The sequence below is a fragment of the Variovorax durovernensis genome (assembly GCF_977011995.1).
The window spans coordinates 325,663-349,195 of sequence record NZ_CDRNCW010000003.1 but is presented as its reverse complement, the minus strand read 5'-3'; the positions used below and the strand labels follow the sequence as shown (position 1 = coordinate 349,195).

General features: G+C 65.4%; 28 protein-coding genes. 20 read left to right on the top strand and 8 right to left on the bottom strand.

All coding sequences use genetic code 11. The annotated features are described in order from the left end of the window. Positions 1-101 precede the first annotated feature (101 nt). Both ACWV14_RS38990 and ACWV14_RS38985 read left to right on the top strand, forming a co-directional pair. Positions 102-548 carry a hypothetical protein gene (locus tag ACWV14_RS38990; RefSeq protein ID WP_454909859.1) on the top strand — a complete coding sequence of 149 codons (447 nt, stop codon included), beginning with the start codon at positions 102-104 and terminating at the stop codon, positions 546-548. Between the two features lie 3 nt (positions 549-551). Further along, a complete protein-coding gene (locus tag ACWV14_RS38985) occupies positions 552-935 on the top strand; it encodes a hypothetical protein (protein ID WP_298705818.1) in 384 nt (127 codons plus the stop codon). Positions 936-945: 10 nt separating this feature from the next. On the opposite strand, the gene ACWV14_RS38980 is transcribed toward ACWV14_RS38985, so the two are convergent. Continuing rightward, positions 946-2,313, bottom strand: a complete 1,368-nt coding sequence (locus ACWV14_RS38980; protein ID WP_298705815.1) for a Fic family protein — start codon at positions 2,311-2,313, stop codon at positions 946-948. 230 nt (positions 2,314-2,543) lie between these two features. Between ACWV14_RS38980 and ACWV14_RS38975 the strand changes: the two genes are divergently transcribed. After that, positions 2,544-3,413, top strand: coding sequence for a hypothetical protein (locus ACWV14_RS38975; protein ID WP_298705811.1), 870 nt, complete (start codon positions 2,544-2,546; stop codon positions 3,411-3,413). 40 nt (positions 3,414-3,453) lie between these two features. Here ACWV14_RS38975 and ACWV14_RS38970 read toward each other — a convergent pair whose 3' ends face one another. Further along, positions 3,454-4,062, bottom strand: a complete 609-nt coding sequence (locus tag ACWV14_RS38970; protein ID WP_298705808.1) for a hypothetical protein — start codon at positions 4,060-4,062, stop codon at positions 3,454-3,456. A 379-nt stretch (positions 4,063-4,441) separates the two neighbouring features. On the opposite strand from ACWV14_RS38970, the gene ACWV14_RS38965 reads away from it, so the two are divergent. Further along, complete coding sequence (locus tag ACWV14_RS38965) at positions 4,442-5,047, top strand: HAD domain-containing protein (RefSeq protein ID WP_298705805.1); 606 nt, start codon at positions 4,442-4,444, stop codon at positions 5,045-5,047. Between the two features lie 10 nt (positions 5,048-5,057). Continuing rightward, positions 5,058-6,623, top strand: a complete 1,566-nt coding sequence (locus tag ACWV14_RS38960; protein WP_298705802.1) for an ATP-binding protein — start codon at positions 5,058-5,060, stop codon at positions 6,621-6,623. A gap of 54 nt (positions 6,624-6,677) precedes the next feature. Here ACWV14_RS38960 and ACWV14_RS38955 read toward each other — a convergent pair whose 3' ends face one another. The 6 genes from ACWV14_RS38955 to ACWV14_RS38930 all read right to left on the bottom strand — a co-directional run bounded on the left by ACWV14_RS38955 (position 6,678) and on the right by ACWV14_RS38930 (position 11,002). Then, entirely contained in the window at positions 6,678-8,387 is a 1,710-nt protein-coding gene (locus tag ACWV14_RS38955) for a hypothetical protein (protein WP_454909857.1), read from the bottom strand. After that, positions 8,384-8,680: a hypothetical protein gene (locus ACWV14_RS38950; protein WP_298705796.1), complete on the bottom strand. Its 297-nt coding sequence runs from the start codon at positions 8,678-8,680 to the stop codon at positions 8,384-8,386. The genes ACWV14_RS38955 and ACWV14_RS38950 overlap by 4 nt, the downstream gene beginning before the upstream one ends. Positions 8,681-8,856: 176 nt before the next feature. After that, complete coding sequence (locus tag ACWV14_RS38945; RefSeq protein WP_298705793.1) at positions 8,857-9,240, bottom strand: A1S_2505 family phage non-structural protein; 384 nt, start codon at positions 9,238-9,240, stop codon at positions 8,857-8,859. A gap of 19 nt (positions 9,241-9,259) precedes the next feature. Further along, positions 9,260-9,928, bottom strand: a complete 669-nt coding sequence (locus ACWV14_RS38940) for a hypothetical protein (RefSeq protein WP_298705790.1) — start codon at positions 9,926-9,928, stop codon at positions 9,260-9,262. A gap of 32 nt (positions 9,929-9,960) precedes the next feature. Then, positions 9,961-10,692: a YcbK family protein gene (locus ACWV14_RS38935; protein ID WP_298705785.1), complete on the bottom strand. Its 732-nt coding sequence runs from the start codon at positions 10,690-10,692 to the stop codon at positions 9,961-9,963. A gap of 1 nt (position 10,693) precedes the next feature. Beyond that, positions 10,694-11,002, bottom strand: coding sequence for a hypothetical protein (locus tag ACWV14_RS38930; protein WP_298705782.1), 309 nt, complete (start codon positions 11,000-11,002; stop codon positions 10,694-10,696). Between the two features lie 110 nt (positions 11,003-11,112). Here ACWV14_RS38930 and ACWV14_RS38925 point away from each other — a divergent pair, with 110 nt between their 5' ends. From ACWV14_RS38925 to ACWV14_RS38855, 15 genes are all read left to right on the top strand, one after another. Next, positions 11,113-11,712 (top strand): hypothetical protein, encoded by a 600-nt coding sequence (locus ACWV14_RS38925; RefSeq protein WP_298705779.1) that lies wholly within the window; start codon positions 11,113-11,115, stop codon positions 11,710-11,712. Beyond that, positions 11,709-12,188 (top strand): bactofilin family protein, encoded by a 480-nt coding sequence (locus ACWV14_RS38920; protein ID WP_298705776.1) that lies wholly within the window; start codon positions 11,709-11,711, stop codon positions 12,186-12,188. The genes ACWV14_RS38925 and ACWV14_RS38920 overlap by 4 nt, the downstream gene beginning before the upstream one ends. A 5-nt stretch (positions 12,189-12,193) precedes the next feature. Then, positions 12,194-13,045, top strand: coding sequence for a hypothetical protein (locus tag ACWV14_RS38915; protein ID WP_298705773.1), 852 nt, complete (start codon positions 12,194-12,196; stop codon positions 13,043-13,045). Between the two features lie 201 nt (positions 13,046-13,246). Next, on the top strand, positions 13,247-14,770 hold the full coding sequence (locus tag ACWV14_RS38910) for a DNA topoisomerase (RefSeq protein WP_298705770.1): 1,524 nt from the start codon (positions 13,247-13,249) through the stop codon (positions 14,768-14,770). After that, positions 14,767-15,342, top strand: coding sequence for a DNA topoisomerase (locus ACWV14_RS38905; RefSeq protein ID WP_298705767.1), 576 nt, complete (start codon positions 14,767-14,769; stop codon positions 15,340-15,342). The genes ACWV14_RS38910 and ACWV14_RS38905 overlap by 4 nt, the downstream gene beginning before the upstream one ends. Positions 15,343-15,387: 45 nt before the next feature. Further along, a complete protein-coding gene (locus ACWV14_RS38900) occupies positions 15,388-15,714 on the top strand; it encodes a hypothetical protein (protein ID WP_454912946.1) in 327 nt (108 codons plus the stop codon). 15 nt (positions 15,715-15,729) lie between these two features. Further along, positions 15,730-16,023, top strand: coding sequence for a hypothetical protein (locus ACWV14_RS38895; RefSeq protein WP_454909855.1), 294 nt, complete (start codon positions 15,730-15,732; stop codon positions 16,021-16,023). Then, positions 16,020-16,529 (top strand): hypothetical protein, encoded by a 510-nt coding sequence (locus tag ACWV14_RS38890; RefSeq protein ID WP_298705759.1) that lies wholly within the window; start codon positions 16,020-16,022, stop codon positions 16,527-16,529. The genes ACWV14_RS38895 and ACWV14_RS38890 overlap by 4 nt, the downstream gene beginning before the upstream one ends. Positions 16,530-16,542: 13 nt before the next feature. Further along, positions 16,543-17,034, top strand: a complete 492-nt coding sequence (locus ACWV14_RS38885; protein WP_298705756.1) for a hypothetical protein — start codon at positions 16,543-16,545, stop codon at positions 17,032-17,034. Continuing rightward, positions 17,031-18,392, top strand: a complete 1,362-nt coding sequence (locus ACWV14_RS38880) for a hypothetical protein (RefSeq protein WP_298705753.1) — start codon at positions 17,031-17,033, stop codon at positions 18,390-18,392. Before ACWV14_RS38885 ends, ACWV14_RS38880 begins: the two co-directional genes overlap by 4 nt. Next, positions 18,355-18,888 carry a hypothetical protein gene (locus ACWV14_RS38875; protein WP_298705750.1) on the top strand — a complete coding sequence of 178 codons (534 nt, stop codon included), beginning with the start codon at positions 18,355-18,357 and terminating at the stop codon, positions 18,886-18,888. The genes ACWV14_RS38880 and ACWV14_RS38875 overlap by 38 nt, the downstream gene beginning before the upstream one ends. Before the next feature lie 35 nt (positions 18,889-18,923). Then, positions 18,924-20,237, top strand: a complete 1,314-nt coding sequence (locus tag ACWV14_RS38870; protein ID WP_298705747.1) for a hypothetical protein — start codon at positions 18,924-18,926, stop codon at positions 20,235-20,237. A 12-nt stretch (positions 20,238-20,249) separates the two neighbouring features. Continuing rightward, positions 20,250-20,600, top strand: a complete 351-nt coding sequence (locus ACWV14_RS38865) for a hypothetical protein (protein WP_454909854.1) — start codon at positions 20,250-20,252, stop codon at positions 20,598-20,600. 211 nt (positions 20,601-20,811) lie between these two features. Beyond that, positions 20,812-22,008 carry a hypothetical protein gene (locus tag ACWV14_RS38860; protein ID WP_455342755.1) on the top strand — a complete coding sequence of 399 codons (1,197 nt, stop codon included), beginning with the start codon at positions 20,812-20,814 and terminating at the stop codon, positions 22,006-22,008. 12 nt (positions 22,009-22,020) lie between these two features. Then, positions 22,021-23,517: a hypothetical protein gene (locus ACWV14_RS38855; RefSeq protein ID WP_298705738.1), complete on the top strand. Its 1,497-nt coding sequence runs from the start codon at positions 22,021-22,023 to the stop codon at positions 23,515-23,517. The last annotated feature ends 16 nt before the right edge of the window (positions 23,518-23,533 follow it).

The window sequence follows — 23,533 nt, the reverse complement described above, 5'->3', positions numbered from 1 at the left end:
CTCCCATCACACTTCACCCCCTGAACCAAGAAGGAAGACAGCACATGTCCGACATTCGATCTGGAGCGCCGGCGGCAGCGGCGCCGGCGGGAGGCCCGTCCATGGCCACCGAGCGCAACGTGTTTCGGGACTACGCCCTCCTGGGCAGCAGCGTTGGCGCCCTTGAGGTCGACGAGAACGCCGAGGTCTCGCTGTCCCAGGACAACCCGGACCTGCCACCGCAAGGGGCCTACGTGATGGCCTGGTGCTACGTCAGCGTGAACGAAATCATCGGCTTCGTCACCGCCAGGGTGCACGAGGCGGGTCTCGAGAACAACGCGCTGGACGATGCGGTGCACACGGCGGCCGAGCGCGGCATGCCAGCGCAGGCGCGCCACGAGGACCTGGAACTGCTGTCGATGGCGACCTCCGATGTGAACAACGCCGGTGTCGACAGCCAGGTGTCGTACCTGGTCGCCCAGCTGGGTCCCCAGGCCGCCTATGAGGTGGTGCTCGCGGTCATTCAGGAGGCGTCGCAGGAGCGGCCGGCCGATGGCCCGCGGGGTTGAGCCATGGAGTACCGGCTGAACTGTGGGCAGTACGTGCTGCACAAAGCGGATGGACGAACCGGTGAACTCGTGCCGGTTGGGCGGGTGATGGACGAAATCGCGCTGGGGATCGACGTCGAGGACGGAACGCTGCACAAGCACGGCCCCGTCGATCGGGTGAACGAGTGGCATGTCCTCACGAGCAAGCAGCTGCGCGTCGGCGGCGCGACTGAGCTCGCCGATCACCTGGTGGTCGTTTCCGGTAGGTTCCCGCTCGAAGAGGTCAACAAGTGCCTGACGCACACAGGCTACGCGAAAGTCTTCCACGACAAGCTCGTCGGCGGTGAGATCGAGCCCCTGGCCTGGGACTATGAGCCCCCGACGCCTTGCGCACCTGGGATGGGCTGAACCCGCCTGATCAACCGTCCCGCTCTTCGGGCTCGTCGGCCGGATCGGGACCGCCCATGCGCTCGCGCTCCGCATCGGCGTAGCGCTCGATGTCGTGGTGCCGCAGGCCGAACGGCGCGCCCACGAACGGGTTTTCCATGCAGGCTGTGACGACCTGGTGCACGCGCTCTATGAAGGGGCTTGCGTCGACGAGATCCACGCCGGAGGGCACGGATACTTCGCCGCCCTCGAGCACGCGCTTGCGTACGGACTGGCGCAACTGCGCGTCGTAGCGCAGGTCCATCTCGTCGGGGTCGCGGTAAGTTTGCGTGATACTGAAGCTCTCGAACGAGCGCAGGCAGGCCTCGACATACACCTGGGACAGCAGCTTCGTGTCCTGCTGCTCGTACACGGCGGCGATGCCTACCTCCATGTCGTTCTGGTTCACGTCCATCCAGCTGATCGGCAGGATGCCATTGCGCAAGAGGGGGATGTTGGCGGCCAGCCGGGCCACGCGCTTGTTGCAGTCGTCGAAGGGCTGCAGGTAGGGCAGGTGGACCAGCATGAAAAGCGACTGCTCGTACGGGTTCTTGATCTCCGAGGCCTTGGACAGGACCAGGCTGAACAGGCGCTTGATCTCCACCATGATGGTCGGCGGAATGTAGGAGCTGCCCTGAATGCGCACCTGGGTTGCGCGGATCGCGCCCTGGCGCATCGAGTTGTTCATCAGGCCGTTGGACAGGATCGAGTGCACGCTGCGGATGTCGTGCGGCGAGATCTGCACTTCTTCCTCGACGATGAACTTCGCAGCCTGGAAGTGGTTCATCAGAACCTTTCGGTCCCGCGGCGGCAGGTTCGCGATCGGCGACTCGGACTCGAAGAAATTGGTCGTGGCCAGGTGGCCATGGTCGACGCCTTCCAGGCGGCTGGACGCATAGGACAGATCGCTCATGAAGCGCCGCATCTCGCGGTCGATGCGCGGCCCGCGCTTCCAGGTACCCGGCGCGCACGCGGCTTGGAGCGTGTGGCGTTCGCCCTCGGTCAGATAGAAGGTGCGGTTGGGCACGTAGCTGTCGATGAGCGAGTTGTCGTAGGCCACGCGTGGGCGGCTCGAGGCCTGGGAGGACAGGTGCTGCTGGAGCGCGGCGCGGCGCAGCTCGTCCGATGGAACGTAGTAGGCGCTGCGCCGGCTCAGGGTATCGACCAGGTGCAGATGGCCATCCTGTGCGAGCTGCTTGAGGCGGCGCCAGACCGCGGTGCGGGCGATGCCCGATTGGGGGTCGTTGACGGTCTCGCTCTTCTCCATCAGCTGGCCGATGGTGATGCCGTCCTTGCCGGCCATGCCGACGAGGAAGGCGAGCTCGCGTTTGCAAGGGTCGATAATTCGGTTCAGATCCATGGAGGGTGCGACGCGAGCGTGAATGCATGGCGTCAGTACCACTCTACAAAGCAAACGATCGCTTGCGTGCAATTGTTTCGCTCGTTGTTCCGATGCGAAACAGAAAACGAACTACATGGGTTGTTGCGGATGCGTCGTTCGCCCCAAAAATTTGCGGCGAAATCGCAATGTCGTTCCAGAATCTCGAAAGGGTGGCAATCCCTGCTGCCGATGAACCCGGGACACTGAGAATGACACGATACGAACTGCCCGAGCCGGGCGAATGCAGCAAGGAATGGCTGCGCTACGGGGCAGCCGACTTCGCGCCAAGCGCGCGGCAGCAGCTGGTCATGGCGGCGACAGAGCGTGCCATCGCGGCGGGCCACTTCTACAGCGTCGACATCAATGAGGCGGTGGCCGCGGATCTCGGCGTGACTTCTGAGCAGCGTGCGCGAAATAGCCACATGGTCGAAGGCGGTGACTTCGCCTTCGACGTCTATTACGCAGGTAAGGCGCTGGAGACGATCAGCCGACGAAAGCTGCGTCGTGAGACCGCTGCCTGCCTTGGGCTGACGGCCGGCGCGAACCTTGGCACGCTGGTGTTCAGCGACGGCACATGCACGACTTCATGCGCTGTTCGTTCGGTGGGGGAGACCGGCGTCGAGCTTGAACTGCGGGGCAAGCGCGGAGGGCTGGTGGTCGGGGTGGCCTGCGATGTCATGGGGCTGGCCAACGCGGTACGCCGGGCGCACGAGCGCGGCATGCGGCCCGACAGCTTCGACCAGTTCAAACTGGCGCGCGTGCGCGAGCGCGCAGGGCCTTTGATCTCGAAGGTGGCCAGCAGCCTGGTGGAAGGCTTGGACGAGGCGACAGTTCTGTCGAGCCTGCTGCAGCCGGAAGGGATGTCGCAGCAGGTGTTCCTGGCCTTGCAGCGAAGTGCCGAGTCGATGGACATGGCGGCTGCTCAAGGGCACGATTGCCTGGACGGCTTCGACGCCGAGGCTGCCGAGATCTCCCGGCTGCTCGAGGCATCGCCATGGACGCTGCATCCGGACCACGGATGCGTGCTGTCGACCGATGTGGAAGAGCTTGACCGTCAGGACGAGCCGGTACCGAGCTGAGATCGACGACCCGGCCGCGGGCCGACGATGCTCGCGATGATCAGGGCACCGCTCCCTGAATCAGGATGGCGGTCGGAATCTTGAGATCGTCGTAGCGATGAGATGTGATTTCCTGGTCACCCGTCGCGCACCGAAACAGGTCCAGAAAGAACCGATACGGCGTGAGCGGCAACGCAGCGATGAGGTCGTTGCTCGAGCCCTGTACTACCGTTGCTGAGCCGCATCGCATCTTCCCTTTTGAGAAGTTGAAGACATATGCAGCTGAAGTGATGGAGAGCATCTTGCCGCACTGGGCAAGTAGTCGGGCGTGCTCGCCGTTGGACATGGAGACCCCTGGCTCGTTTCGTTTGGCCTGGACAAGCACGCCTTTCGAATACTTCAGCGCTGGCGTGTCCAGCGCGACGTGGATGAGCAGGTCGGCGCCGGTGTTCTTTTCTTCGGCCGCTCTGCCGCTGCGGTGGCGCATCACCTTTCCGCTCCATCGAACGGGCCCACCCTGCATGCTGATGTGAGCGCGAAGCGAGCCAGCAAGGGCCGCCGTGATGTCGTCCTCATCCTCGTAGTGCCCATGGCTATACGCTGTCATCGTTTCAGTGACTGCGGCGTCCGCGCGATGCGCGACATCCCGAAAGACTTGTTCGAGGTTCATTCTCCTGCTCCACTCTCCTTGCTTTCTGGGAGCATACACAGGCGCCCATCGGCGACTCATGACGTTTGAAGGTCGCGTCCTTCCCGCCGCGGTGGAGAGCGCATCTGCCTCCTGCGCCAGCGGTCCAGCACTCTGTTGTCCGGTCCAGGTGTTTAATTCGCGGTCCGTCGCTTTGTTCCCCCAGTCAGGTAGGTATCTGGGTGCAAGCCCCGAACTGGCGTTTTCCGTTTCGTGTTTTGTTTCGCAGCGAAACAGAACGCGAAACAATGGCATGTCAGCCGCGCACGGAAGCGGGAATTTAGAGACGCGATTTCGAACTATCGTCGGGCCTTATTGCATTGCAGGACTAGAATTCCACGAAGGAAATACGAGAGACTCAATGCCCCCGATTCAAACCTTGTGCCAAAGCGTTCTATGCCTCGATTTTGACGGTGTTCTGCACCGGGGATCCGACGCGATCCACGTTCCGAGCGGCGCGGCCAATGTCCCCTTGCTGGTGGTGCAGTTGAAGGCACAGAGTCGCCTGACCTGGCTCAAGGATCTGGAACAGATGCTCGAGGCCAGCCCCGGGGTAGCTATCCTGGTGCATTCGACCTGGCGTCGTCGCTTCAGCCAGTCCACGTTGGCGCAGCTGCTGGGCGGCCTGGAGTCGCGCGTCGTGCAGCCGCCGGCCTATGCCGTGGATCTCACGGCGCCGGCGCCGGCATTCATACGCCAGTCGCTGGACTGGATCAACGAGACCCGCCACGAAGCGGGCCAAGATTCGCTGAACCTGCAGCACTGCGTGGTGCTGGATGACCGGCCTGAGTTTTTTGCCGAAGACGCCGAGATGTTCGAGCGCTTGGTGGTCACCGATCCGAACCGGGGCCTGGGAGATGCGAGTAAGCGCCGCGAGCTGCTGGTCGCGCTCAAGCATGCGAGTGCGCATCGACACGCAGTCGTCTTCGAGGACCACGGGGACGCGGCTCCCGTCGCTCGGCATTGAGGACTGACGGATGGCGGTGACAAGCGCGCAGTTCGCGCCGCGTGCAGCAGAGCCAGCGGCGCCGGCGCGCACCGAGGTCGCCGAGGTGATGCGAATCATCTTTGGCTGGGACGATCGCGCTTTGCAGCGCGGTGCGCAGGAGCCGGTAGCCTGGTGCGAAGCGGATGCGGTCAACCAGCATATGCTTCTGGCCGGCAAGTCGGGCAGCGGGAAGACCTTCACTTTGCGTCGGATCGTGCGACAGATCACGCGTGCGGAGCGCGACATCCGCGTGCACGTGATGGACGTTCATGGTGACCTGGACCTGGACGAAACGTCCTCGGTTTTTTTCTCGGAGTCCACGCCATACGGAGTTAACGCTTTACGCCTGTCATCGTCCCCACACTACGGCGGAGTGCGTAAGCGGATCCAGGCGTTCATCGAGATGGTCAACGATGCGAGCCGCACTCCGATGGGGGATCGGCAGGTCGCGTCGCTGCGCAACCTCCTGCAGGACCTGTTCACGCAGCACGGATTCAAGTCCGACGATCCTTCCACCTGGCACGAAGAGCCGGATGTGGCCCCGGCCAACGGGCAGATCTACCTCGAGATCCCCTTCGACCAGAAGGATGGCGCCAAGGATGCGGCTCGCAAGGCGGGCCTGACATTGAAGTTCGACCCTGATCTGCGCTGCTGGTGGACGGACCGCCACGAAGGACCGCTCGAGCGCTACGCCCCCAAGCGCTTCGGCAAGCACTACCCAACTCTGGCCGATGCGGCCGCATTCGCCAAGACCCGGCTTCGCTCGCTCACGACCGGCGGCGGCACGAAGTCCACCCGTCTCCTTGAAGATCACAACAAGCGCGTGGTGGCATGGCAAGCGAAGGCCCGCAAGCTCGGCGCCGGCATCGGCAACGGCGAGGACGTCGAGGAACTGCGCCTGGAGGTCGAGGCCGGTGTCGATGGCGTCGTCGACAGTTTCACCGAGTATGTCGCGGGGATTGCCACTGGCAAGGAGCTGGATGCCCTGGTGCGCTACGACACGATGGACACGATGCGCTCGGTGGTCAATCGCTTGGAGACCATCGTCGCCAGCGGCATCTATCGCAGCGCGCCGCCACCATTCGATCCCGCGGCACCGGTGTGGCGCTACAACCTCACAGCGTTGTCCCAGACCGAACAACGCCTTTTTGTGTGGGCGAGGCTGACAGAGATCTTCGAGGCCGCGAGGGAGAGGGGCATCGTGCCTGGCGCGGCGCAAATGAGAGACGTCGTGATCGTCGATGAGGCACATTTGTTCTTCGTCGACAAGGACAGCAACATCTTGGACAAGATGGCCAAGGAAGCTCGGAAATTCGGCGTCTCGCTGATTGCCGCGAGCCAGAGTCCGACGCACTTCTCCGAGGACTTCCTGGCGAACTGCGGGACGAAAGTTCTCCTGGGGCTCGACTCCCTCTACTTCGATGGCACGGTGCGCAAAATGCGCATCGACAAGGAAATCCTGAATGCCGTCGTGCCCGGGCGGGTCGCTGCGATCCAGATTTCGGTGCGCAACGAACAGGCGCCCCAGTTCAAGCTCGTTCGAGTCTCGGGGTAGCGCGGGCGCCGTCGGAGCGCCAGGCACGTCAACCGCAGCTTGCTGCGCCGTGCTTCATGGAGCTTCTTGCTGCCCCTGGGCCTGGGTCGTCATCTCGCGCGTACGCTGCTGATGGAACGCGGCGACACGACCGAGGAGATCGGAGCTAGTGTTGCGCCACTCGCTGGTGGTGGCCTGGAACGCCGAGCGCACGCGCTGAGCAGGCGGCATGACGTTCTCAACACGCTGGGCCACGCCGGCGCCGCCGAAATCCACGCCGTTCATGCGCCCGCCGACGAACTCGCCTTGTGAGTGGTCGTGCGTCGCACGCGGCTGGCCTGACCGTATTGCAGGCGGCTTTGTCGTGGCGGGGCGCTGCGTGTGTGAGGCCACCGGGCGCGGCCGCGCCGCCGGCGCCACGAGCGACTGTGCAGGTGCTGCCACAGCGGTCAGGACCGTCGGCGGCTTGGCGGCCGCGCCAGTGCGCAGCGCCTGAGCGAGCGTTTCTGCCGCAGGGACGTGTACCTGTGCCGACTTCGGAATCGGTGGCGCTGCTGCCATCGGCGTGCCGGCGACCGCTGTGGCGGGCATCGGCGCGCGCTCGGCCGGAACGATGGCCTGGCGCCCGGTCAGCGAATACACCGCGCCCACTCGTTCGTCCTTCAGCGGATCGACCCGCTTGACCTGGTCGGCGGCCACTGCGATGGGCAGGCCCATGCGTTGGGCCTGTGTCAGGTGCTGCTGGTAGGTTCGGTGGGCAAGGTCATAGATGGCCGCGCCATAGGACATGCTCGCTGCGTGCCGGCGAACGCCCTCCAACGCCTCGAGCTCGCGTTCGTCCATCGCAGCGCCGGTGAAAATCTTCGCGCGCAGCTTCGAGCTCGCGTTGTAGGTCGCGGAGACGGCCAGCATGCCCAACTGAGGGAAGCGTCGCAGGTTGTCCTGCCCTTCGGCCAGGAATTCGCCAGCGCGCTTGGCACCCTTGAGCGGGTCCACGTCGCTGGCCCCCGCGTGCTGCTGGTCGATCTGGAACAGGCCGAAGCTGGCTTTCGAGCCACTCTGCACCACCTTCTCGATGCTGTGGCCCTTGTTGATCATGTCGACGCCCTTGCGATCGAAACCGACCTGCACGACGCCGCCGCTCTCGGTGTAGTACGCGCCCGCGATCAAGCGCGGATCCACGCGGATGCGCTTTTCCTTGTACAGCTCGGACGCTGCCTGGTCGGCCAGACGCGCGACGTCCCACGGGTGCAGCGTCCAGTGGGTTTCCTTATGCTTCGTGACGTTGCTGAAGACCCTGGCCACGATCGGAGCGAACTTCCCGTAGGCCAAAACCTGCGTCTGCTCGGCAGACGGCAGTTGAATTTCCTGGTCCTGGGGCTCGGGGATGGCGCGGCCGATCTCTGCGGCCGCCTTGGTGTCGGAGGGAACCGGGCGCGAAAGTACCTGCACCCGGGCCAGGTCGACGTCGCCGAGCGCCGGGCGCGCGGGCGCTACGGGCCCGGTGGCAGACGAAACGACGTCGGATACCTGGGGCAGCGCGGCGGTCGCGGCGCTGTCTTGCTTGGCCATCGTCAGGCCGGCGCCGTCCGCGCGAGCCTGCATCTGGCCGATGGCGTCGCCGATCTTCACATCGCCAGGGCCCATCAAGACGGCAGTGGCCGCAAGACCGGTTGCGAAGAGTGCCGCGGCCTTGAGCAGTCCGGGGCTCTTGCCGCGGACCTGAGCCTCGACTTGCGGCCGCGCGCCGTCAGGAAGGAGAGAGGGGTCGTTCATGGCGATCAACCTTTCATGACGTCGGTGGCGAGAGGCGCGCCGGTCTCTTCGTCGAGTTCGGCGAAGACGAGGCCTTCGCTCGAGTGCAATTGCTCGAGCACGCCGGCCGCGAGAGGTTCGTCGGCCGATCCCAGCTCTTCCTGGACGCCGTCCTGGCCGGTCACCGTGAGATGGGTGGCATGGGCCTGGACTTGCTTGAAAGGAAGTCGACCCACGCGCGGCAGGGCGCCGATGGCGAACTGCGCTTTCTCGCCCTGGCCGATGGAAACGATGGCGAATTCAGTGGGTAGGGTGTCGGACATGGTGTGCGGGCACAAGGTGCAAGGTGAGGGCTAAGGGCTAGGGCCATGACGGGCCCGATCCTGCAATGCTATCGGGCCGCGGCCAATTCGCGGAAGATGTTTGTGGGTGCTTGCGCGCGCCGCCGCGGCGATCACCGAGCCGTTGGTGTGGCGGGCTGGGCCCGCTCACACCAACTTCAACGGTATGACAGGAATTCCGGCGGGAGCAGGCAGTTCGCCGGGGCGGCCGCGAACAGCGGTCCGATGTCTGCCGGGGTATATCCGGCCAGGCCGCAACCGATCCGGGTGACCTCGAAACAAAGTTCCGGGTGCGCGCCCGCGTAGGCTAGGAAGCGCTCGACGGCGGCACGCACCTGTGCCAATGGCAAGGTGTACAGCGAGCGATCGGATCGCTCGCCTTTGGTGGGGATTCCGTACGCATTGCCCTGAATGCCTTCACCCTGACCGTATACGGCGCCGCGCTCACGCCGTGCGAACAGCGCAGCGCCTTTTCCGTGTCTGCCGCTCGTGTTCGAGCCGAAGACAAAAATGGGGGTGATAGGCGCGACGGTTTGGGTCATGGATGCTCTAGACGCCTGTTTACGGGCCGAGGTGGCCAGGCGCGACGGGCGTGAGGACGATGCGAACGTCGTATGCGCCCGGGTAGGCCTTGAGCGCTTCCGTGATCCGATCGAGGCCCGGACCGGGTGAGTCGGTGTTCAACTGGGCTTCGAGCAATGGGGTCGGCGTTCCGGAAGGAGCGGCCAGTGGCAGTGGGTCAGAGGGGGGAATCGCCGCGATCGGCGAGATCTCCGAGGCAATCGAGGCGCTGCTGGTGGCAACACGTGCCTTGAGCTTCCCGCTCACGGCGATCAGGCCGACGCAAACGCTAAACAGAATCGCGCAGAGCACCGCCAGCCAGACTGCCATTGCTGGGGAGTAGAGACGGCCAAGCCGGTGAGCCCAGCTGTCCGGCGTCTCGTAGCGAATCGCGATCCCTGCGCCGATCAGAAGTGCCACTTTGCCGGGAAGCGAGGTACGCACGGAATCTGGCATGGATCGGAACTCGGTGCAATGCCAGACGTCGAGCTCACTGCGCAGGGCCCTGTAGGCGTCGTTCTCAGGCAGCGGGAACTTCGTGCGGCACTCGCCGAGGGTCCACGTGTCGAAGTAGGAGCGGTCGAAGAGCCGCTGGATGCGCTTGTGAAAGACTTCCTTGTCCCAACCGGTGAGGGGGAAATCGGCGGGGTAGGTGATGGCGACCTTCATTGCGTCCTCGAATTGCTCGTCGAAATCGCGGCCTAGGACCGCCAGGCCCTGACGCGGCCTACATCGGTGTGGGTGAATGACCGAGTGACGTAGACGCCAACGCCGCCGGCGCCCAGCCATCCTGCGAAGCGCCCGAATTGCTCGGTGGGCACGCCGGGGATGCGCGCGTCGACCGCACCTCGCAAGTGCCAGCTGTCGCGTGCTGCGCCCTCGGTGATGGAGTTGGTGATGGGGTGGCGGAACGCGCTGGTCCAGTCGATCGGCCTGGCCATGTTGAACCAGCTGAGCCAGCTCGTGATGGCGTAGTGGACGTCGAAGATGATCGGGTTGAGCATCGTCCATTGCGACACCTGCGCCTCGGTGAACTTGCCTGTGTCCAAGGCGCGTCGCACAACGGGGCTGCCCTGACGAATGAGGCGTTCGAGCGTCGTGTCCCGCGCGAACCAGCACAAGCGCTCGTATTCGCTCTGAATCAGCTGGCCATTGCGCCAGTAGGTGCTGCGGATGACTTCGCCAGTCGACGTGCGGCGCGCCCACAGGGTTCGGTCCCGGGTCCAGAACTCATCGCGCTGCGCAGCGGAGGGCAGGGCGCCGGCGGCCGCCGCGCTCGCCTGGGCGAACGCGATCTCCGGCGACTGAAGGAGCAATGCGGAGCCGAGACCCAGGCCGGCCAGCCCGCGCAGCGCGGCCCGGCGGTTCAAGTTGGCGGTGAATGGGTCCTCGGGCTCGACCCAGGGGAGGGCGTAGGGGTCCGGCGTTCTCATGTCACGGCCGCGGCGACATCAATGCCGCTTCTTCTGCATCGGCGCAGGGCCGGACCTCCAGCGCGCCCAGCACCCAGGCCAATTGGGAATCCGAGGGGCACTCGCCCTCGGTCTGCCTCTGGAAGTCCATGGTGGCGAGCACCTCGATCGCCAGCGAGGCGTTCGGGCCGAAGGTCGCGCCGGACTTGGCCTGGCGCCGATCCTCATCGTCCGCGCCCCAGTGCTGCACTGCGGCGCGGATCTGATGAATGGTGAACGTGACGTTGCCTTCGTTCGCGGGCACGACCGGCTCAGGTGTAAGTGAGTTCATGACATTGCCTGGACATTGAAGAACACGGTGCTGAGATGATACTATGTCTCCGCAATATTAGTACGCTGCGAAAGAATGGCATCCTGACCGCATTGCGATGCGGAAATGGCTTGAACACGGAAGGGGATGATTCGGTGCCTGAGAACGAGACCACCGCGGGCCAAGGCACCGTGGCAACCACAGAACCTCCAGCGGCGCCGGCCGTGCGCGAAACGTTTCGGTCGACCGACTGGACGCGGGCATTGCTGGGCAGCGACACCATCACGCTCGCCGGATTCAATGGGCCTGTGGTTTCCGCTGTCGGCATCCCCTGGATGAAGATCGGACCGGATGACCTGCCGCCTCAAGGACCGGGTGCTGCGGCGGCCCGCATCCGTGTGCGCACGGTGGCTGCACTTGGGGTCGCGCTCACGTCGGCCGCGCTGGTTGCTGGTGCGGTGGGGCAGGCCTGGCACGCGAACACGGGCGCACGGCAGCAATACCTGGCGACTTTGCCGGCCTGGTCGGTCACACGCATCGACAGCCAGGGCCTGTCGATCGTGGTGGACGGCAAGAGAGCCCGACCCATCCGTGTCCAGGTGGGCGGCTCACTCCCCAACGGGGAGCGTCTCGTGGAGACCGATCCCGCACGCAACATCTACCGCACGCCCAGCACCAGCGTCCTGGTACGCCCCGCGGTTGACCAACCCTCTCCCTTGCCATCCTCATGAACAGTCCCGAGACCCAGGCCGAACCATCGCCGCGAGCTGAGGCCCCGATCCCCGCACTCGCACCCGCAACGCCGAAGCCGCCGGACGGCGCCCTGACGCTTCTGATCGCTGAGTACGGCATCGGTATGGTGATCCCACCATCCGCTGAGTTCGCCGGGACCCTGAATCTGAACTGCGGGGTTGTGATCTACGGATCCTTCAAGGGCGTGCTCGAGTGCAGTAAGGGCGCGGTTGTCGTTCCAGAGGGCGGAAAGTTCACCGGCAAGATGACCGCCGACCGGATCGTCATCGCCGGCAAGATTGGCGATGCCTCCGTCGCCGCCAAGGACAGTGCGTTGATCATCGCCGGCGAGTCGCTGCATCTGGGCGCAACAGCAGATGTCCAGGGTGTGTTGCGCACACCCTGCCTTGTCAACCCAGACCGCTCGGCGAAGCTGAACTCCAGCATCATCAAGTCGATGCTGACGGGTGGATGAGAGCCATGCAGATCAGTGCTGTCAATCGCGCGCGTTTCGCGGCCTGGGCCTGGCTGGCCGCAGCGCTCCTGGTCGGATTGGCCATAGGGGGCGCGGTGACGGCGGGGCTTTTGCTTCCGCAGCTACGCGACGCGCAGGGGGCGTTGGCCCATCAGCAGCAAGTCGCCTCGTTGGGTGCCAGCGATGGCCCGGCTCTGCATCCGGGCGAAGAGGCGCTGGCCGATCTGAGCGCTGCACGGGGAGAATCCCCCTACGTGGCGCCGGCTGCCGCGTCCAAACCTCAGGTACCGACGCCGCAACAGCCCGCTGCTGCAGCGCAGTCCACCACCTTGCAGGCCGTCGAGACGCCGCGCCGCGCGGTCGCCGCCGTGAAGGTGGCCCCAACCGCGACGCCGCCTGCGGCCGTGGCTCGCGCTGCGGCCCGCGCCCCGGTGCCACCGTTGTCCAATCCAGTGCCTGCGGCGCAGTCGGACGAGTCCCAGAAGATCGCGGCGGCGCACGCACAGGAAGCCCTGCAAGCGCGGGCCCGTGCGCAGGCGCAGGCCCGGACGGACGCGCCCCCGCCCAAGTCCTCGATGGCCCCTGCGGGCGATGCCGGCGCACAGGTTTCTGCCGCAGCGGCTGCAAAAGTCGCGGCACCAGCCAACAATGCGCCGACCCAGCGCGTGACGAAGGACGAAGCTGGCCTGACCGACATCGAGTCGGGTGGAGTGACGTTCAAGAGCGGCCGACGTGTCGCGGTCGGCGACTCGTTTCCCAGCGGCGAGCGCCTTGTGAGTGTGGATCCAACGATCGGCGAGATCATCACGTCCAAGCGCCGCATCGTGCTCAAGACGGGCGGGGTCGCGCCGCAGTAGACATCGAGTGCGGGGCCCTGCGCTCCGTCCATTCGACGGTCCGGCGGTCGCCGGCGCTGCTGGTCGTCTCCCCGCCCGCAGCATCAAGTAGTGAAAGAAGCAACGAGATATCGATCATTTCGTCGCTCGCCTTTGCGTTGTGCCTTACTATCGGCGCAAACGAATGCAACATGTCGTTGCATCAACTAATAATCAACGGGCGTGACTCAGACTGTTTGGATTGCGGAGAAGCCGTCGGCGGCCAAGGACCTCGTGGCTGGAATGCGGCTCGCCTTCGGTGCGAACTGCACCAACCTGAAGGACGCTGGCCGGGATGGGTTCTTCGTCCTGGACAACGGGGACATCGTGCTGCCTCTGGCCGGCCACCTTCTTTCGACGGCGAAGGTGTCGGAGTACCTCACTCCGGAGATGGCCAAGCTCGAGCAGGAGCGTGCCTTCGAGCGCTACAAGGATTTCCTTCCCGTCCTTCCTGACCGCCTGATCACCCACCCGCGCACGGACGAGAAGAAGGGTGCGAAGCGCGGCTCGGGCTCCGGCAAGCCCATCGGCCCGTACACGGTCGCCAAGCGCTTCCTTCGCAAGGGGGTCCGGATCGTCAATGCGGGCGACACGGACCGCGAGGGCCAGCTGATCGTCGACGAGCTGCTCGAGCACTTCGGCATCGATCCGGGCGGGCCCAACATCCACCGAGTGGATCTCGTTTCCAACCGGCCGGAGGACATCGCTCGCATCCTGAAGCAGCCGCTCGACCAGAACGGGGCGCTCAAGTGGGCCCTGCGCCGCCTTGCTGCGGAGGTTCGCCAGTACCTCGACTTTGTGTGGGGCCTGAACCTTTCGATGGCCTACCAGGCCACCCTGCGCAAGTCCAACGTCGCCGTGGGCCGCGTGCAGACTGCGGTGCTGGAGATGGTCGACGCTCGCCGACGCGCCATCGAGAACTTCGTGGTCACCGAATATTACGTACCGGTTATCACCTTGAGAGACGGCACGGTCATGCGGTGGTACGAGCGACCCGAGGCCGCGGGCACGCCGGGTTTCGACCTGCAAGGGCGCATCATCGACATCAACGTGGCCAACCAGATCGTGCGGGCCATCACCGGCGGTCTGAAGGGCACGTGTATCCAGGCAACAGCCAAGGACCACAGGGAGAAGCCACCGCTGCCTTTCTCCCTGGGAGCCCTGCAGTCGGAGGCCGCGCGCCAGCACGGCATGACCCTGGAGGAAGTCACTGAAGCCGCGCAGAGCCTGTACAAGCACAAGGCGATTTCCTACGTGGGCACCGATTGCCGGTACCTGCCGGAGTCCATGCACCAGGACGCGCGCAACATCATGGGCCAACTGGCCAAGTTGTTTCCCGGGCAGGCCCAGGGTGCCCATATGGAGTTGCAGTCCGGTGCCTACAGCGACGCGAAGATGGCCGGCAACGAGCACTTCGCGATCATCCCTATGGGTCTGCCCCCCAACGGGGCGAGCCCCCGTGAGCAGGCTGTCTTCCGCACGATCGCGAAGCGCTTCATGGCCCAGTTTTACCCCGATTACCAGTACCGCCAGCACGCGCTGATCGGTCAGTTCGGCCAGGACCAGTTCCGCGCCTCCCAGCGCGAGGAAGTGCAGCGCGGCTGGAAGGAAGTCGAGACCGAGGCCGAGACCAGTGGCGAGGCTGAAGGCGGCAGCGACGACGGCCCGGGCGAGATCCAGGGCGAAGTGCAAAGGATCCGGGGATGAGCGACGCAAGCCAAAAGTTCGGGGCGTACCACACCGGTGCGGTGATGTTCGCGTTGCAGGCGAAGGTGGAGGCGCAGCGGACCAAGCCGCCGACACCCTACACCGAGGCCGAACTGATGGACGACATGCTTTCGGCGCACAAGTTCGCCGAAACGGAGCAGCTGCGTGAGCAGCTCAAGAGCGTGCAGGGGATCGGCACATCGCGCACGCGCGGCACCTTCATCTCGAACCATATTGCCCGCGACTTCATCCGCCGCACGAAGAAGGGCAAGAACCACCAGCTGCACATCACCGAGTTCGGCACGCACTTGCTCAGCCAGCTGCCGCCTTCCCTGAAGAGCGTGTCACTCACGGCGCGCTGGGAGTTGGCGCTGACCGATCTGGCGACCCACATCCTGGCGAATGACGCGAAGTCCGAGGTCGAGATGCTGAAACTCAAGCGCGGGCACGGCGAAGTGCTGAAGCGGAAGATTTCCGAGATGGTCGTACGCTTGATGGACGAGGCCTTCGCAAGCAGTGGGAAGTCGAGCATTCAGTTTCAAACGGGAAAGTCACCTACGTCAAAAATGTAATTGTCCGTGAAAGAATCACGTCACAATGCATTGAAAGGTGATGAGATGGCAAGCCAATACGCAAATCAAAAAGGTCATGTTATGACGGTTCTTCTCAGTGGTGTTTCGATGACCATGGCGGGCATCGCGCCGTCCCCCGACCGCGCGTCCTACCTGCAAACGCTGCTCAAGCGCATCGAGCCGGCGGCCAACATCTGCGTGGACCGCGTGAAGTCCGTGCTCAGCAGCTACGCCAGCGGTTCGGCGCCGAATCGCGACATCCTGCTGGAAGCGGGCAACGAGTGGCGCCAGAACATGGCGATGCTCCGCGACATGCGCAATGGCACCGACGCGCCGAGCGAAGTCGACGCCGGCGAACGCCCGCGGGCCTGAGCGATGGGTGCAGCAGTGATCAGCGAAGTCACCATGGGCCGCCTGGCGCGCCTGGTGGAGCGCCTGCCCGGATTGCCTGAGGAGCTGGGGTCGATGTTCGTCTCAACCATCCTGCGCGGCGACTCGAAGGCCAAGGTCTGTGCGGACCACCGGATCGATGGCCGTGCCTACGACCGGAACTTTTCCCAGCTGCTGCGAGAGATCCAGCGCGCACCCGCCAGTGTGCGGGACGTACCGGCCCAGCCGATCAAGCGGCTGCGCTTCCCTGTGCCACCGACCCGCCCTCTGGGCAAAGAGAGACTGCCATGAATCCGCCTTCGGAAGCCTGGAACAAGGAAGTCGTCCTGGACGACGTCGAGCTTTACCACTTCGCGACCGAGGGCGAGCGCAAGCTCGCGGCATGCCTGATTCGCGCCAGCATCGACGACATGGTGGCGCTCAAGCGCTACCAGGAACAGGGTCGGCCGCTGGCGCGCAACGTGACCATCGCAGAACTGCAGGTGAGCCGCGACTGGGTGACTCGGAACACCGGCGTGCTCTCCTTCGAGGAGTGCTGCAACATCTGCGCACCCGACATGGACTGGCGCTCCGTTCAGCAGGCGATCTTGGTCGACCCGGTGGGCGCGCTGGAGCGCGTGCGCAACCAGAAGATGGCCCTGACCGACGACGTCGAGCTTCCCCAAACTGAAGCTGAGATCGCGCGTGGCGATGCGCCCATCACCACGGGACGGCTTGCTCACGGACTGCTCGAATTCATCCAGACAGAGCTGGAGCACGAGACGGACGACTACACCCCCCGGCCGATGGCGTTCTGAGGGAAGCACGCTGATGATTTCCGTCGAAGAGCTCCTCCAACGACTGGCCGTGCGCAGCGGCACAGTCTTCGCCGTGGCCGACCGCCCGTTCCATGCTCGGGAAGTGCTCGGCGCCGAGGGGTTCTCCTTCATGCCGCTGGTCGTGCTCCAGGCCGTTCGCGATGTCCGCGAGCTGAGCGTGGGCATGGAATCGGAGCTCGACCTGGACCTGATCGGTGCCATCTGCAGCCCGGGCGAAGCACCGTTCGGCATCAGCGTCTCCGTGCGCCCGCTCGTCGACGAAGTGGGCGTGGTGCAAGTGGGCGTGCTGCGCGGTCTGCTGTTCCAGCAGGCCGCCGAGCGTCTGTTCGCCTGGAACCAGCAGCCTGTGGTCGATCTTCAGGCGGTGATCGATGGCTTCAACAGCGACGGCTACCACGAGGAACGGGAACTCCTCGAGGCCTACGCGGCCAACGTGGCTGTGCGTCAGGACGTGCTCAAGGAAGGTGTGCAGGTGCTGCCATGACGACCGACGTTTCCACGACCAACCCCAACGCCGGCGCCGGCCCTGCTGCGGGTCCGCTTGGATTCGGTGCGAGCAAGCTGCTCAAACACCAGATGCGTACGGGCCGGATGATGACGGCAGGCGCAGGGCGTCCCCCCGGTGCGGATCAGGCGCCGCCTGCTGCGCGGCCCGCAGAGTCGGCGAGCGACAGTTTGGCCGCGGCGCCGGTTGCCAGCGGCGAGCAGCCGGCGCTCGGTCTGAGCGCGGCCCCTGCGGCGCATGCGCCAGCTTCTGCGTTTGCCCCGCCAGAGAGCGCGACCGGCCGGGTGACCCGCCCCTTTGGCTTCGGCGCAGCCCCTGCTGCGTCGCTGACTCCTGGTCCGAGCTCCAGCGCCTACCCCGTTGCTCCGGCCAAGGCCACGGCAGCTGCCCCGTCCGCCGGTGCGGGTTCGACCGCCCCGGTCCGCGCCGGGTTCTCCTTCGGCATGGCCGCCCCGGCGGCGTCGCCGTCGGCAGCTCCGACTCGAGGCACGAGCGACAAGGCGGCCCCGCGGCCGTCCTTTGCCGCCGACATCGCCGCCTCGCGCCAGAACGAGGCAGCACGGGTTCACATTTCGACCGTGAAGCTGCTCATGCGCCTTCTCGGGTCGGTGGCGACCAATCCGGGCCTCATGGCCAGCGAGCAGACACGCAGCAAAGCGCTCCAATCGCGCCACCTGCAGGCCGTCAACATGGGCGAAGCCCTGACGCAGCAATGCCTGGGCGCTCGACTGGCGCCCGAGTGGATGCGCTCACAGGCCGTCAACGCGGCGGCCGACGCGATGTGCGAGGCGTTGAGTGCCGGCATGGCGCCCGAGCAGATCGAAGCCTTCGACGAGCGCTTGGCCGTACAAATCGTTGATATCGCACGCGAAGGCGAAGCGATCGCCGGTCGTGTCGGATTCGATGGATACGTGGTGGCCGATACGGTTGAAACAGCACAGGCGCGTCTGTACGTCTCGGTCACATCGGCGATTGGGCGCTTGTGTGTCCACGGCATCGAGCCCCAGCGCGCCGGGGCCGCGGTGGGCGAGATCGTGGGACATCTCGAGGCGACGGAAGCCTTTGCCGGAACGAAGCTCGATCTGCGCACCGCGTGGCTCCAGGGCAGTCTGGGGCGGTGCGTCGATCTGATGATCACGATCATGGAAGCGCCCGTGGCCTCGACCGAAGTGCGTGCCGACGTTGACCGTCTCGAATTCGCTCAGCGCCAGGCGCTGAGCCTCATCCAGGAAGTGGAAAACTATGCTCAATCTTTCATCCAGCGCAAGTTCGGCCATGCCGATGGGCAAGCTGAAGTCCATGAAGCTGATCCTGGCGCTGTCCCTCGCGCTGGGTAACCTGGGCCAGGCCCAGGCCGCCACCGATTACTGCGGCATCGCCACCCAGGCCAGCCAGGACGCGCGCGATCAAGCCGCGCGGCGCCAGGAACAGGCCAACACCTCGGCTGCGCGAGCCATTTCGCAGTCTGCGAACTGCCAGGGCCAGCTGACGAGCACGATCGCGCGAATGATTCCCCAGATGGCGGAGAGCGGTTCGAACTCGATGCTCGATCAGATCGTGAACCAGATGAGCCAGCAGCTCTCCAGTGCTGCCTGCTCGGCGCTCAACCAGGCCACCAACCAGGTCACGAACGGTATCAACAATGGCATCAACAACGGGATCAACCAGGGCATGAACGGTCTCGGAGGCAACTCCAAGGTTGGCCAGTCTGTGACCGATACGGCGCGTCGCACCGTCACCAGCAACGTCACTTCAGGCGTGAATCAGGCCAGTACCGCAGCACAGGGGTCGGTGTGGGACCGGATCTCGTGCTCGATCAGCGGTAGCTGCTGAGAAACCGAGAAACCGCACACAGAGGCGAACACTCCATGAAACTTCATACTTCGATTGCCGCGCGCATGACGCGCATCGGGCTCGTGCTCGGCTTTCTCGCATGCACCGGCGCAGCGCATGCCCAGTTGATGGTGTACGACCCGGGGGCGTACATGCAGATCCAGATGGCCGCGCAGACGATCTCCCAGACCATTTCGCAGTCGACTTCCGAGCAGACCAACTCGCTGACCGAGAACATCGACAAGAACGTCGAGGACCTCAAGAAGGCCGTGGTCAACGCCATCTCGGGTGCCGCGGAGACCACCTCAAAGGCGTCCAGCGGCGCGGCCCGTACTGTGGGCGAGTCGGCGCAGCGCACGGCCTCCGAGCAGGCCACGATCCGCAACGAAGAGCGCTTTAGCGGCGTCGATCCGTGCAATGTCCTGGTGACCACCATCGGCACGTCCACGGCGAGCCGCAACACCGTGAACGCCTCGGGCGGCGGCGGGGGTGGCGGAGCGCCGCGGGGTGCGCCCGGCGGCTCGGGCGGGTTGGATGAAGTGCTGAACGTGGCCGAGCGCCGCACGACGGCTGGTCCCCCCGAAGTGGAAGCTGTGAAGGCCGCGAAGGCGGCGTGCTCGAGCTTCGGCGACGGTGGGGTGCGCGGCCGATCCTGTACAGACGCAGGCTTCTCGCCACAGAACTCCACGGGCTTCCCCAACGCCGACCTACGTGCGAGCACGCTGTTCGACGGCCCGCAGACAAGCGCGGAAGGCGCCAGCGTGAAGCGCAAGCTGACCGTCGATCTTGCCGGCCCGGAAGGCACGGCCATGCGCGCGCTGATCCGCAACCTGGATCAGCCCGTGCAGCTCAAGGACCTGAACAAGGCCCAGCGCAACAGCGACGCCGGCCGCCAATACCTGGCACTGGAAGATGCTTTCCAGGCGCGGATGAGTGTGGCGAAGTACCCGCAAGACGCTCAGGCCGGCTTGCTCGCCGCCAAGGCCGAGCTCATCCCGATGGTGCAGCAGATGCTGAAGAGCGAGGACGCGCCATTCGTCCAGCGCTATCTGAGCGAGAACGTGCCGAACTGGTCCTCCAAAGGGATCTCGATGGCAGAGCTGCTCGCACTGGAGACGCAGCGGCGCTACATGAATGCCGACTGGCATCTGCGCGTGCTGAAGATGTCGGACACGGACATTGCGCGTGAGAACCTGCGCATGATGGCCCAGAACGCCTGGCTGCAGACACTGAGCCTTGACCGCCAGGTGGTGTCCTCGGTCATCGAGTCGAACGCAGCGCAGGCCGCCGTGCGCGCCGAGCTGATGCCCCAGCTGATCGCCGCGAACAACCGCGCCATCAACCGCTGAGGGGCGAAGTCAATGCTATCCACGACCGTGCCGGGTGCAGCCTGGCCCCAGAACTCGAACCGCCCCGCCATCGAGGACTTCGCGACGATGGAGCGCGGCGAAACCGCGGCGCTCATCATCAAGGCCGAACCGGGCATGAAGCCCCCTGTCAGCGCGCGCTGGCTGGCGAAGGCGCTGGAACTGACTTTCGAGGAGCCTCCCGCGCGCTCGTTGCTCTTCGTTGAGCCGCGCTTTCGCACGAAATGGGTGGAACGTGTCATCGTTGCGCTGTTCGACGGCCCGGGCGACATCGTGAAGGGCCGAATCACGATCGACGACATGGTGGCAGTTCCAATCCTTCGGGACAACGCCATGCGCGCTTGAGAGACCGAGGCGTCTGAGCGCTTTCCATCGAGTTGTGCAGGGCAGTGCGCGTTGCGCGCCGCCCGGCACAACTCGTTTTGCTTCACGACGGGTCGAGGCAATGGCGTCGCAGATGCGATTCGAATTCCTAAGAACACCGCATAAAAACATTTGCGCGAAAAAATGAAATCGCGGGGATCATTCCCAAATGCGATCACACATTTCAAAGCGTTTGAGCGAGGCCGACCGGATTGCGCTGGCCCAGTTGCTCGACGCGCCCGAGCGCGTCGAGATACACGGCAGTGACCGTGGCTGGCGCGCAGGTGTGCTCGCGATGGTGTTCAGTGCCGCGTGCTTGACTTTCGGCTCGGCTCCGATTCAAGCCGCACAGAGCTACCTGCCCTGGATCGACGCACCAGTGCGCTCGCTCTTCTCGAATTCGCCTGAGGTCCCCGTCACCGAGGCCGGCGCGGCCGCACTGATGCGCCGCGTCGGCGCGCAGGAGATCGCGGGCACTGCTGTTTCGGTCAAGCCCCAGGTGTACGCCCTGCCATTTCGCGGCGGCATGAACGAAGATCAGACCCACGAGCGCGTGATGCAGTTCGTGTTCGGTGCCCCCGTGCTGGTGCCAGCCCTGGGCGGATCGCTGCGCTTGCAGAACAACCTCGAGGGAGACATCCCGCGTTCGCAGAGCCCGCAGTCGTGGAGCTACGTGGCGAAGGAGAAGGGACGCACTGGCTGCGTGCTCATGGTGAGTGACCAGCATGGGCCTGCCATCGGGGCGCTGGCGCGCGCCACGGGCCTGACCAACGAAGCGGCGCTGGACTTCGCGCTGATGCACGAGAGTGCCCATTGCGCCCAGACGGGTGAGGTGCTTGCTGCGTCCTACGACCTGGTGCGGCATGGGCGTGTGCAGCCTGAGCGCGTCGCCTCGGGGATGCTGGGTGCGCAGATCGAGTCCCTGATTGCCGCGGGCCGCGAGGGCGAGCTGATGCTCAGCCTGGTGCCCGGGCGAAGCGACCAGTTGTCGGCGGAGCGATTCGCTGACGGCTTCGCGTTGCTTGCGCTCATGGCACAGCAACGCATCAACGGCCAGCAGATCGAAGGCCTGATCGCCTGGCGCCTGGCGGATGCGTCTTCGCACAACACCGCCAGCTTTCTGGCTTTCCTGCGCGACGAGACGCGCAGAAACCCCGTCGCGCTGGCCGCCCTGCGCCAGGACGGCGAGCTGGGCTTCAACGCCCAGGCGATCAGCGACTTTCTGCGCCCGCGGTGGAAGTCGTTCGAGCAGAAGGAGCTCGCGGCCTACCGCGAGAGCAGCGCAGGCCTGCGCGATGCGATTTCCGCCGGGGCTGCCCGCCAGGCGGACGCAGCCACCACCCTGCGAGGCGCCGACGCGTCCGCGTGGGTCAACCCCCGTTCCAACTAGAGACCACTGAACATGTCCAACAAGCAAGCCCTTTCGGCACAGGACCGTGCCGCCCTTGCCTCGATGCTCGAGGCTCCCGAGACCATCGAGTTCCACGGCAAGGATTCGAGCTGGCGCAATGGTCTCCTCGGCTCGATCATGTCGGCCGCGGCGCTGACGTTCACCATGGGGGCGGCCGCGCCGAATGCGCATGCTGACAGCCTCTTCGAGCGCACCATGACCAGCGTCGCCACGAATGCGGCGACCTCGGCGCTCGGCAACCTGGTGCGCCAGGGCATCCAGGGCGGCGTCGACGGCATCAAGCGGGGCGTGACCGGGGAACAAGCGGCGCAACCCGCGCCGACGGTCTTCAACCAGCGCGATCGCCAGCCGATGGTCGTACAGGCGCGCGAGGTGATGCCCACCGGTGCGCTGCCAGGGCAGGTGCTGCCGCAGGTACAGATGCCTCAGGTACCTGCAGCCGTCGGCAACATCTTCCAGAACGTCTCCAACCAGGGGCAGTCCCTCGCGAGCGCGTTGGGGTTCGGCGGCTCGGACGTTCCCGGCGACACCGCAGGCCTGCGGGACGCCATGCTTCGCAACGACGTGTCGGCGATCGCGCAGACCGCGCCGCTGCGCCCCGTCATGTTCCCTGTGGTGATCCAGAGCGGCGACAGCGAGTTCGCGCAGTTCAACGACGCGGCGGTGCGTGCCACCTCGGTCGTTCCCGCCGGCGCTGGCGGACAGGCACTGGTGCGCGACGGCCTGATGCTGAACCAGGGGCGCCAAGGCGGCCCGAACGGCGCGGTCTACGTTGGCTCTGACCGGCGCAGCGCCGCGTGCGTGATCGTGATGCACGCCGGCAAGGCCGGCGACACCGGCGATTTGTCGCGGATCTCCGGCATGCCGATGAAGACGGCGATGGACTTCTCGCTGATCCGCGAGGCTGCGCGCTGCACCCAGCAGGCTGAGACCGTCGCGGCTCAGTACGACGCCGCCAACGGCAACCGCGCCAAGGCGCAGTCCCGCATCGCCATCACGGGCCTGGTGGACGTGCATTCCGAGCGTGCGATCGGCGCCGGCTCCCGCAACCCCGTGGACCAGCAGCGCGCGCAGCGCTCGGCAGACCGCTACGCCGACGCGTTCGCTGCGCTCGCGGTGAATGCGCGCCAGCCGCTGTCGGACAAGCAGTGGGACGGTGTGTGGGCGTGGCGCATGGGCACGGCCCAGACTCAGGACACCTCGGGGTTCCTGCAGTTCGTTCGCGAACAGGCGCAGCGCGATCCCATCGCCAGCCAGGCCATGCGCGCTGACGACGGCCCCGGCTTCAATGCCCAGGCCGTGGCTGCATTCCTGAAACCGGTCTGGAAGAGCTTCGAGGCGCGCGAGAGCGAGCTTGAAGGCAACCGAGACCGTGTGGCGTCGGCTCGCACTGTGCGCCAGCGCTCGGCGCTCGAGCAGTCCCTGGGCTTCGGTCGTGAGGGCGTGGACAGCGACGACAACCGGGACAGCGGCCCGCGCATGCGCTGAGCCGGAAGACCCCCGC

What these genes read in the sequence shown, in the direction of transcription:
- ACWV14_RS38990 (WP_454909859.1), top strand. Translation starts at nt 102, where the DNA reads ATGGCCACCGAGCGCAACGTGTTTCGGGACTACGCCCTCCTGGGCAGC.
- ACWV14_RS38985 (WP_298705818.1), top strand. Translation starts at nt 552, where the DNA reads ATGGAGTACCGGCTGAACTGTGGGCAGTACGTGCTGCACAAAGCGGAT.
- ACWV14_RS38980 (WP_298705815.1), bottom strand. Translation starts at nt 2,313, where the DNA reads ATGGATCTGAACCGAATTATCGACCCTTGCAAACGCGAGCTCGCCTTC.
- ACWV14_RS38975 (WP_298705811.1), top strand. Translation starts at nt 2,544, where the DNA reads ATGACACGATACGAACTGCCCGAGCCGGGCGAATGCAGCAAGGAATGG.
- ACWV14_RS38970 (WP_298705808.1), bottom strand. Translation starts at nt 4,062, where the DNA reads ATGAACCTCGAACAAGTCTTTCGGGATGTCGCGCATCGCGCGGACGCC.
- ACWV14_RS38965 (WP_298705805.1), top strand. Translation starts at nt 4,442, where the DNA reads ATGCCCCCGATTCAAACCTTGTGCCAAAGCGTTCTATGCCTCGATTTT.
- ACWV14_RS38960 (WP_298705802.1), top strand. Translation starts at nt 5,058, where the DNA reads ATGGCGGTGACAAGCGCGCAGTTCGCGCCGCGTGCAGCAGAGCCAGCG.
- ACWV14_RS38950 (WP_298705796.1), bottom strand. Translation starts at nt 8,680, where the DNA reads ATGTCCGACACCCTACCCACTGAATTCGCCATCGTTTCCATCGGCCAG.
- ACWV14_RS38945 (WP_298705793.1), bottom strand. Translation starts at nt 9,240, where the DNA reads ATGACCCAAACCGTCGCGCCTATCACCCCCATTTTTGTCTTCGGCTCG.
- ACWV14_RS38940 (WP_298705790.1), bottom strand. Translation starts at nt 9,928, where the DNA reads ATGAAGGTCGCCATCACCTACCCCGCCGATTTCCCCCTCACCGGTTGG.
- ACWV14_RS38935 (WP_298705785.1), bottom strand. Translation starts at nt 10,692, where the DNA reads ATGAGAACGCCGGACCCCTACGCCCTCCCCTGGGTCGAGCCCGAGGAC.
- ACWV14_RS38930 (WP_298705782.1), bottom strand. Translation starts at nt 11,002, where the DNA reads ATGAACTCACTTACACCTGAGCCGGTCGTGCCCGCGAACGAAGGCAAC.
- ACWV14_RS38920 (WP_298705776.1), top strand. Translation starts at nt 11,709, where the DNA reads ATGAACAGTCCCGAGACCCAGGCCGAACCATCGCCGCGAGCTGAGGCC.
- ACWV14_RS38915 (WP_298705773.1), top strand. Translation starts at nt 12,194, where the DNA reads ATGCAGATCAGTGCTGTCAATCGCGCGCGTTTCGCGGCCTGGGCCTGG.
- ACWV14_RS38905 (WP_298705767.1), top strand. Translation starts at nt 14,767, where the DNA reads ATGAGCGACGCAAGCCAAAAGTTCGGGGCGTACCACACCGGTGCGGTG.
- ACWV14_RS38900 (WP_454912946.1), top strand. Translation starts at nt 15,388, where the DNA reads ATGGCAAGCCAATACGCAAATCAAAAAGGTCATGTTATGACGGTTCTT.
- ACWV14_RS38890 (WP_298705759.1), top strand. Translation starts at nt 16,020, where the DNA reads ATGAATCCGCCTTCGGAAGCCTGGAACAAGGAAGTCGTCCTGGACGAC.
- ACWV14_RS38885 (WP_298705756.1), top strand. Translation starts at nt 16,543, where the DNA reads ATGATTTCCGTCGAAGAGCTCCTCCAACGACTGGCCGTGCGCAGCGGC.
- ACWV14_RS38880 (WP_298705753.1), top strand. Translation starts at nt 17,031, where the DNA reads ATGACGACCGACGTTTCCACGACCAACCCCAACGCCGGCGCCGGCCCT.
- ACWV14_RS38875 (WP_298705750.1), top strand. Translation starts at nt 18,355, where the DNA reads ATGAAGCTGATCCTGGCGCTGTCCCTCGCGCTGGGTAACCTGGGCCAG.
- ACWV14_RS38870 (WP_298705747.1), top strand. Translation starts at nt 18,924, where the DNA reads ATGAAACTTCATACTTCGATTGCCGCGCGCATGACGCGCATCGGGCTC.
- ACWV14_RS38865 (WP_454909854.1), top strand. Translation starts at nt 20,250, where the DNA reads ATGCTATCCACGACCGTGCCGGGTGCAGCCTGGCCCCAGAACTCGAAC.
- ACWV14_RS38855 (WP_298705738.1), top strand. Translation starts at nt 22,021, where the DNA reads ATGTCCAACAAGCAAGCCCTTTCGGCACAGGACCGTGCCGCCCTTGCC.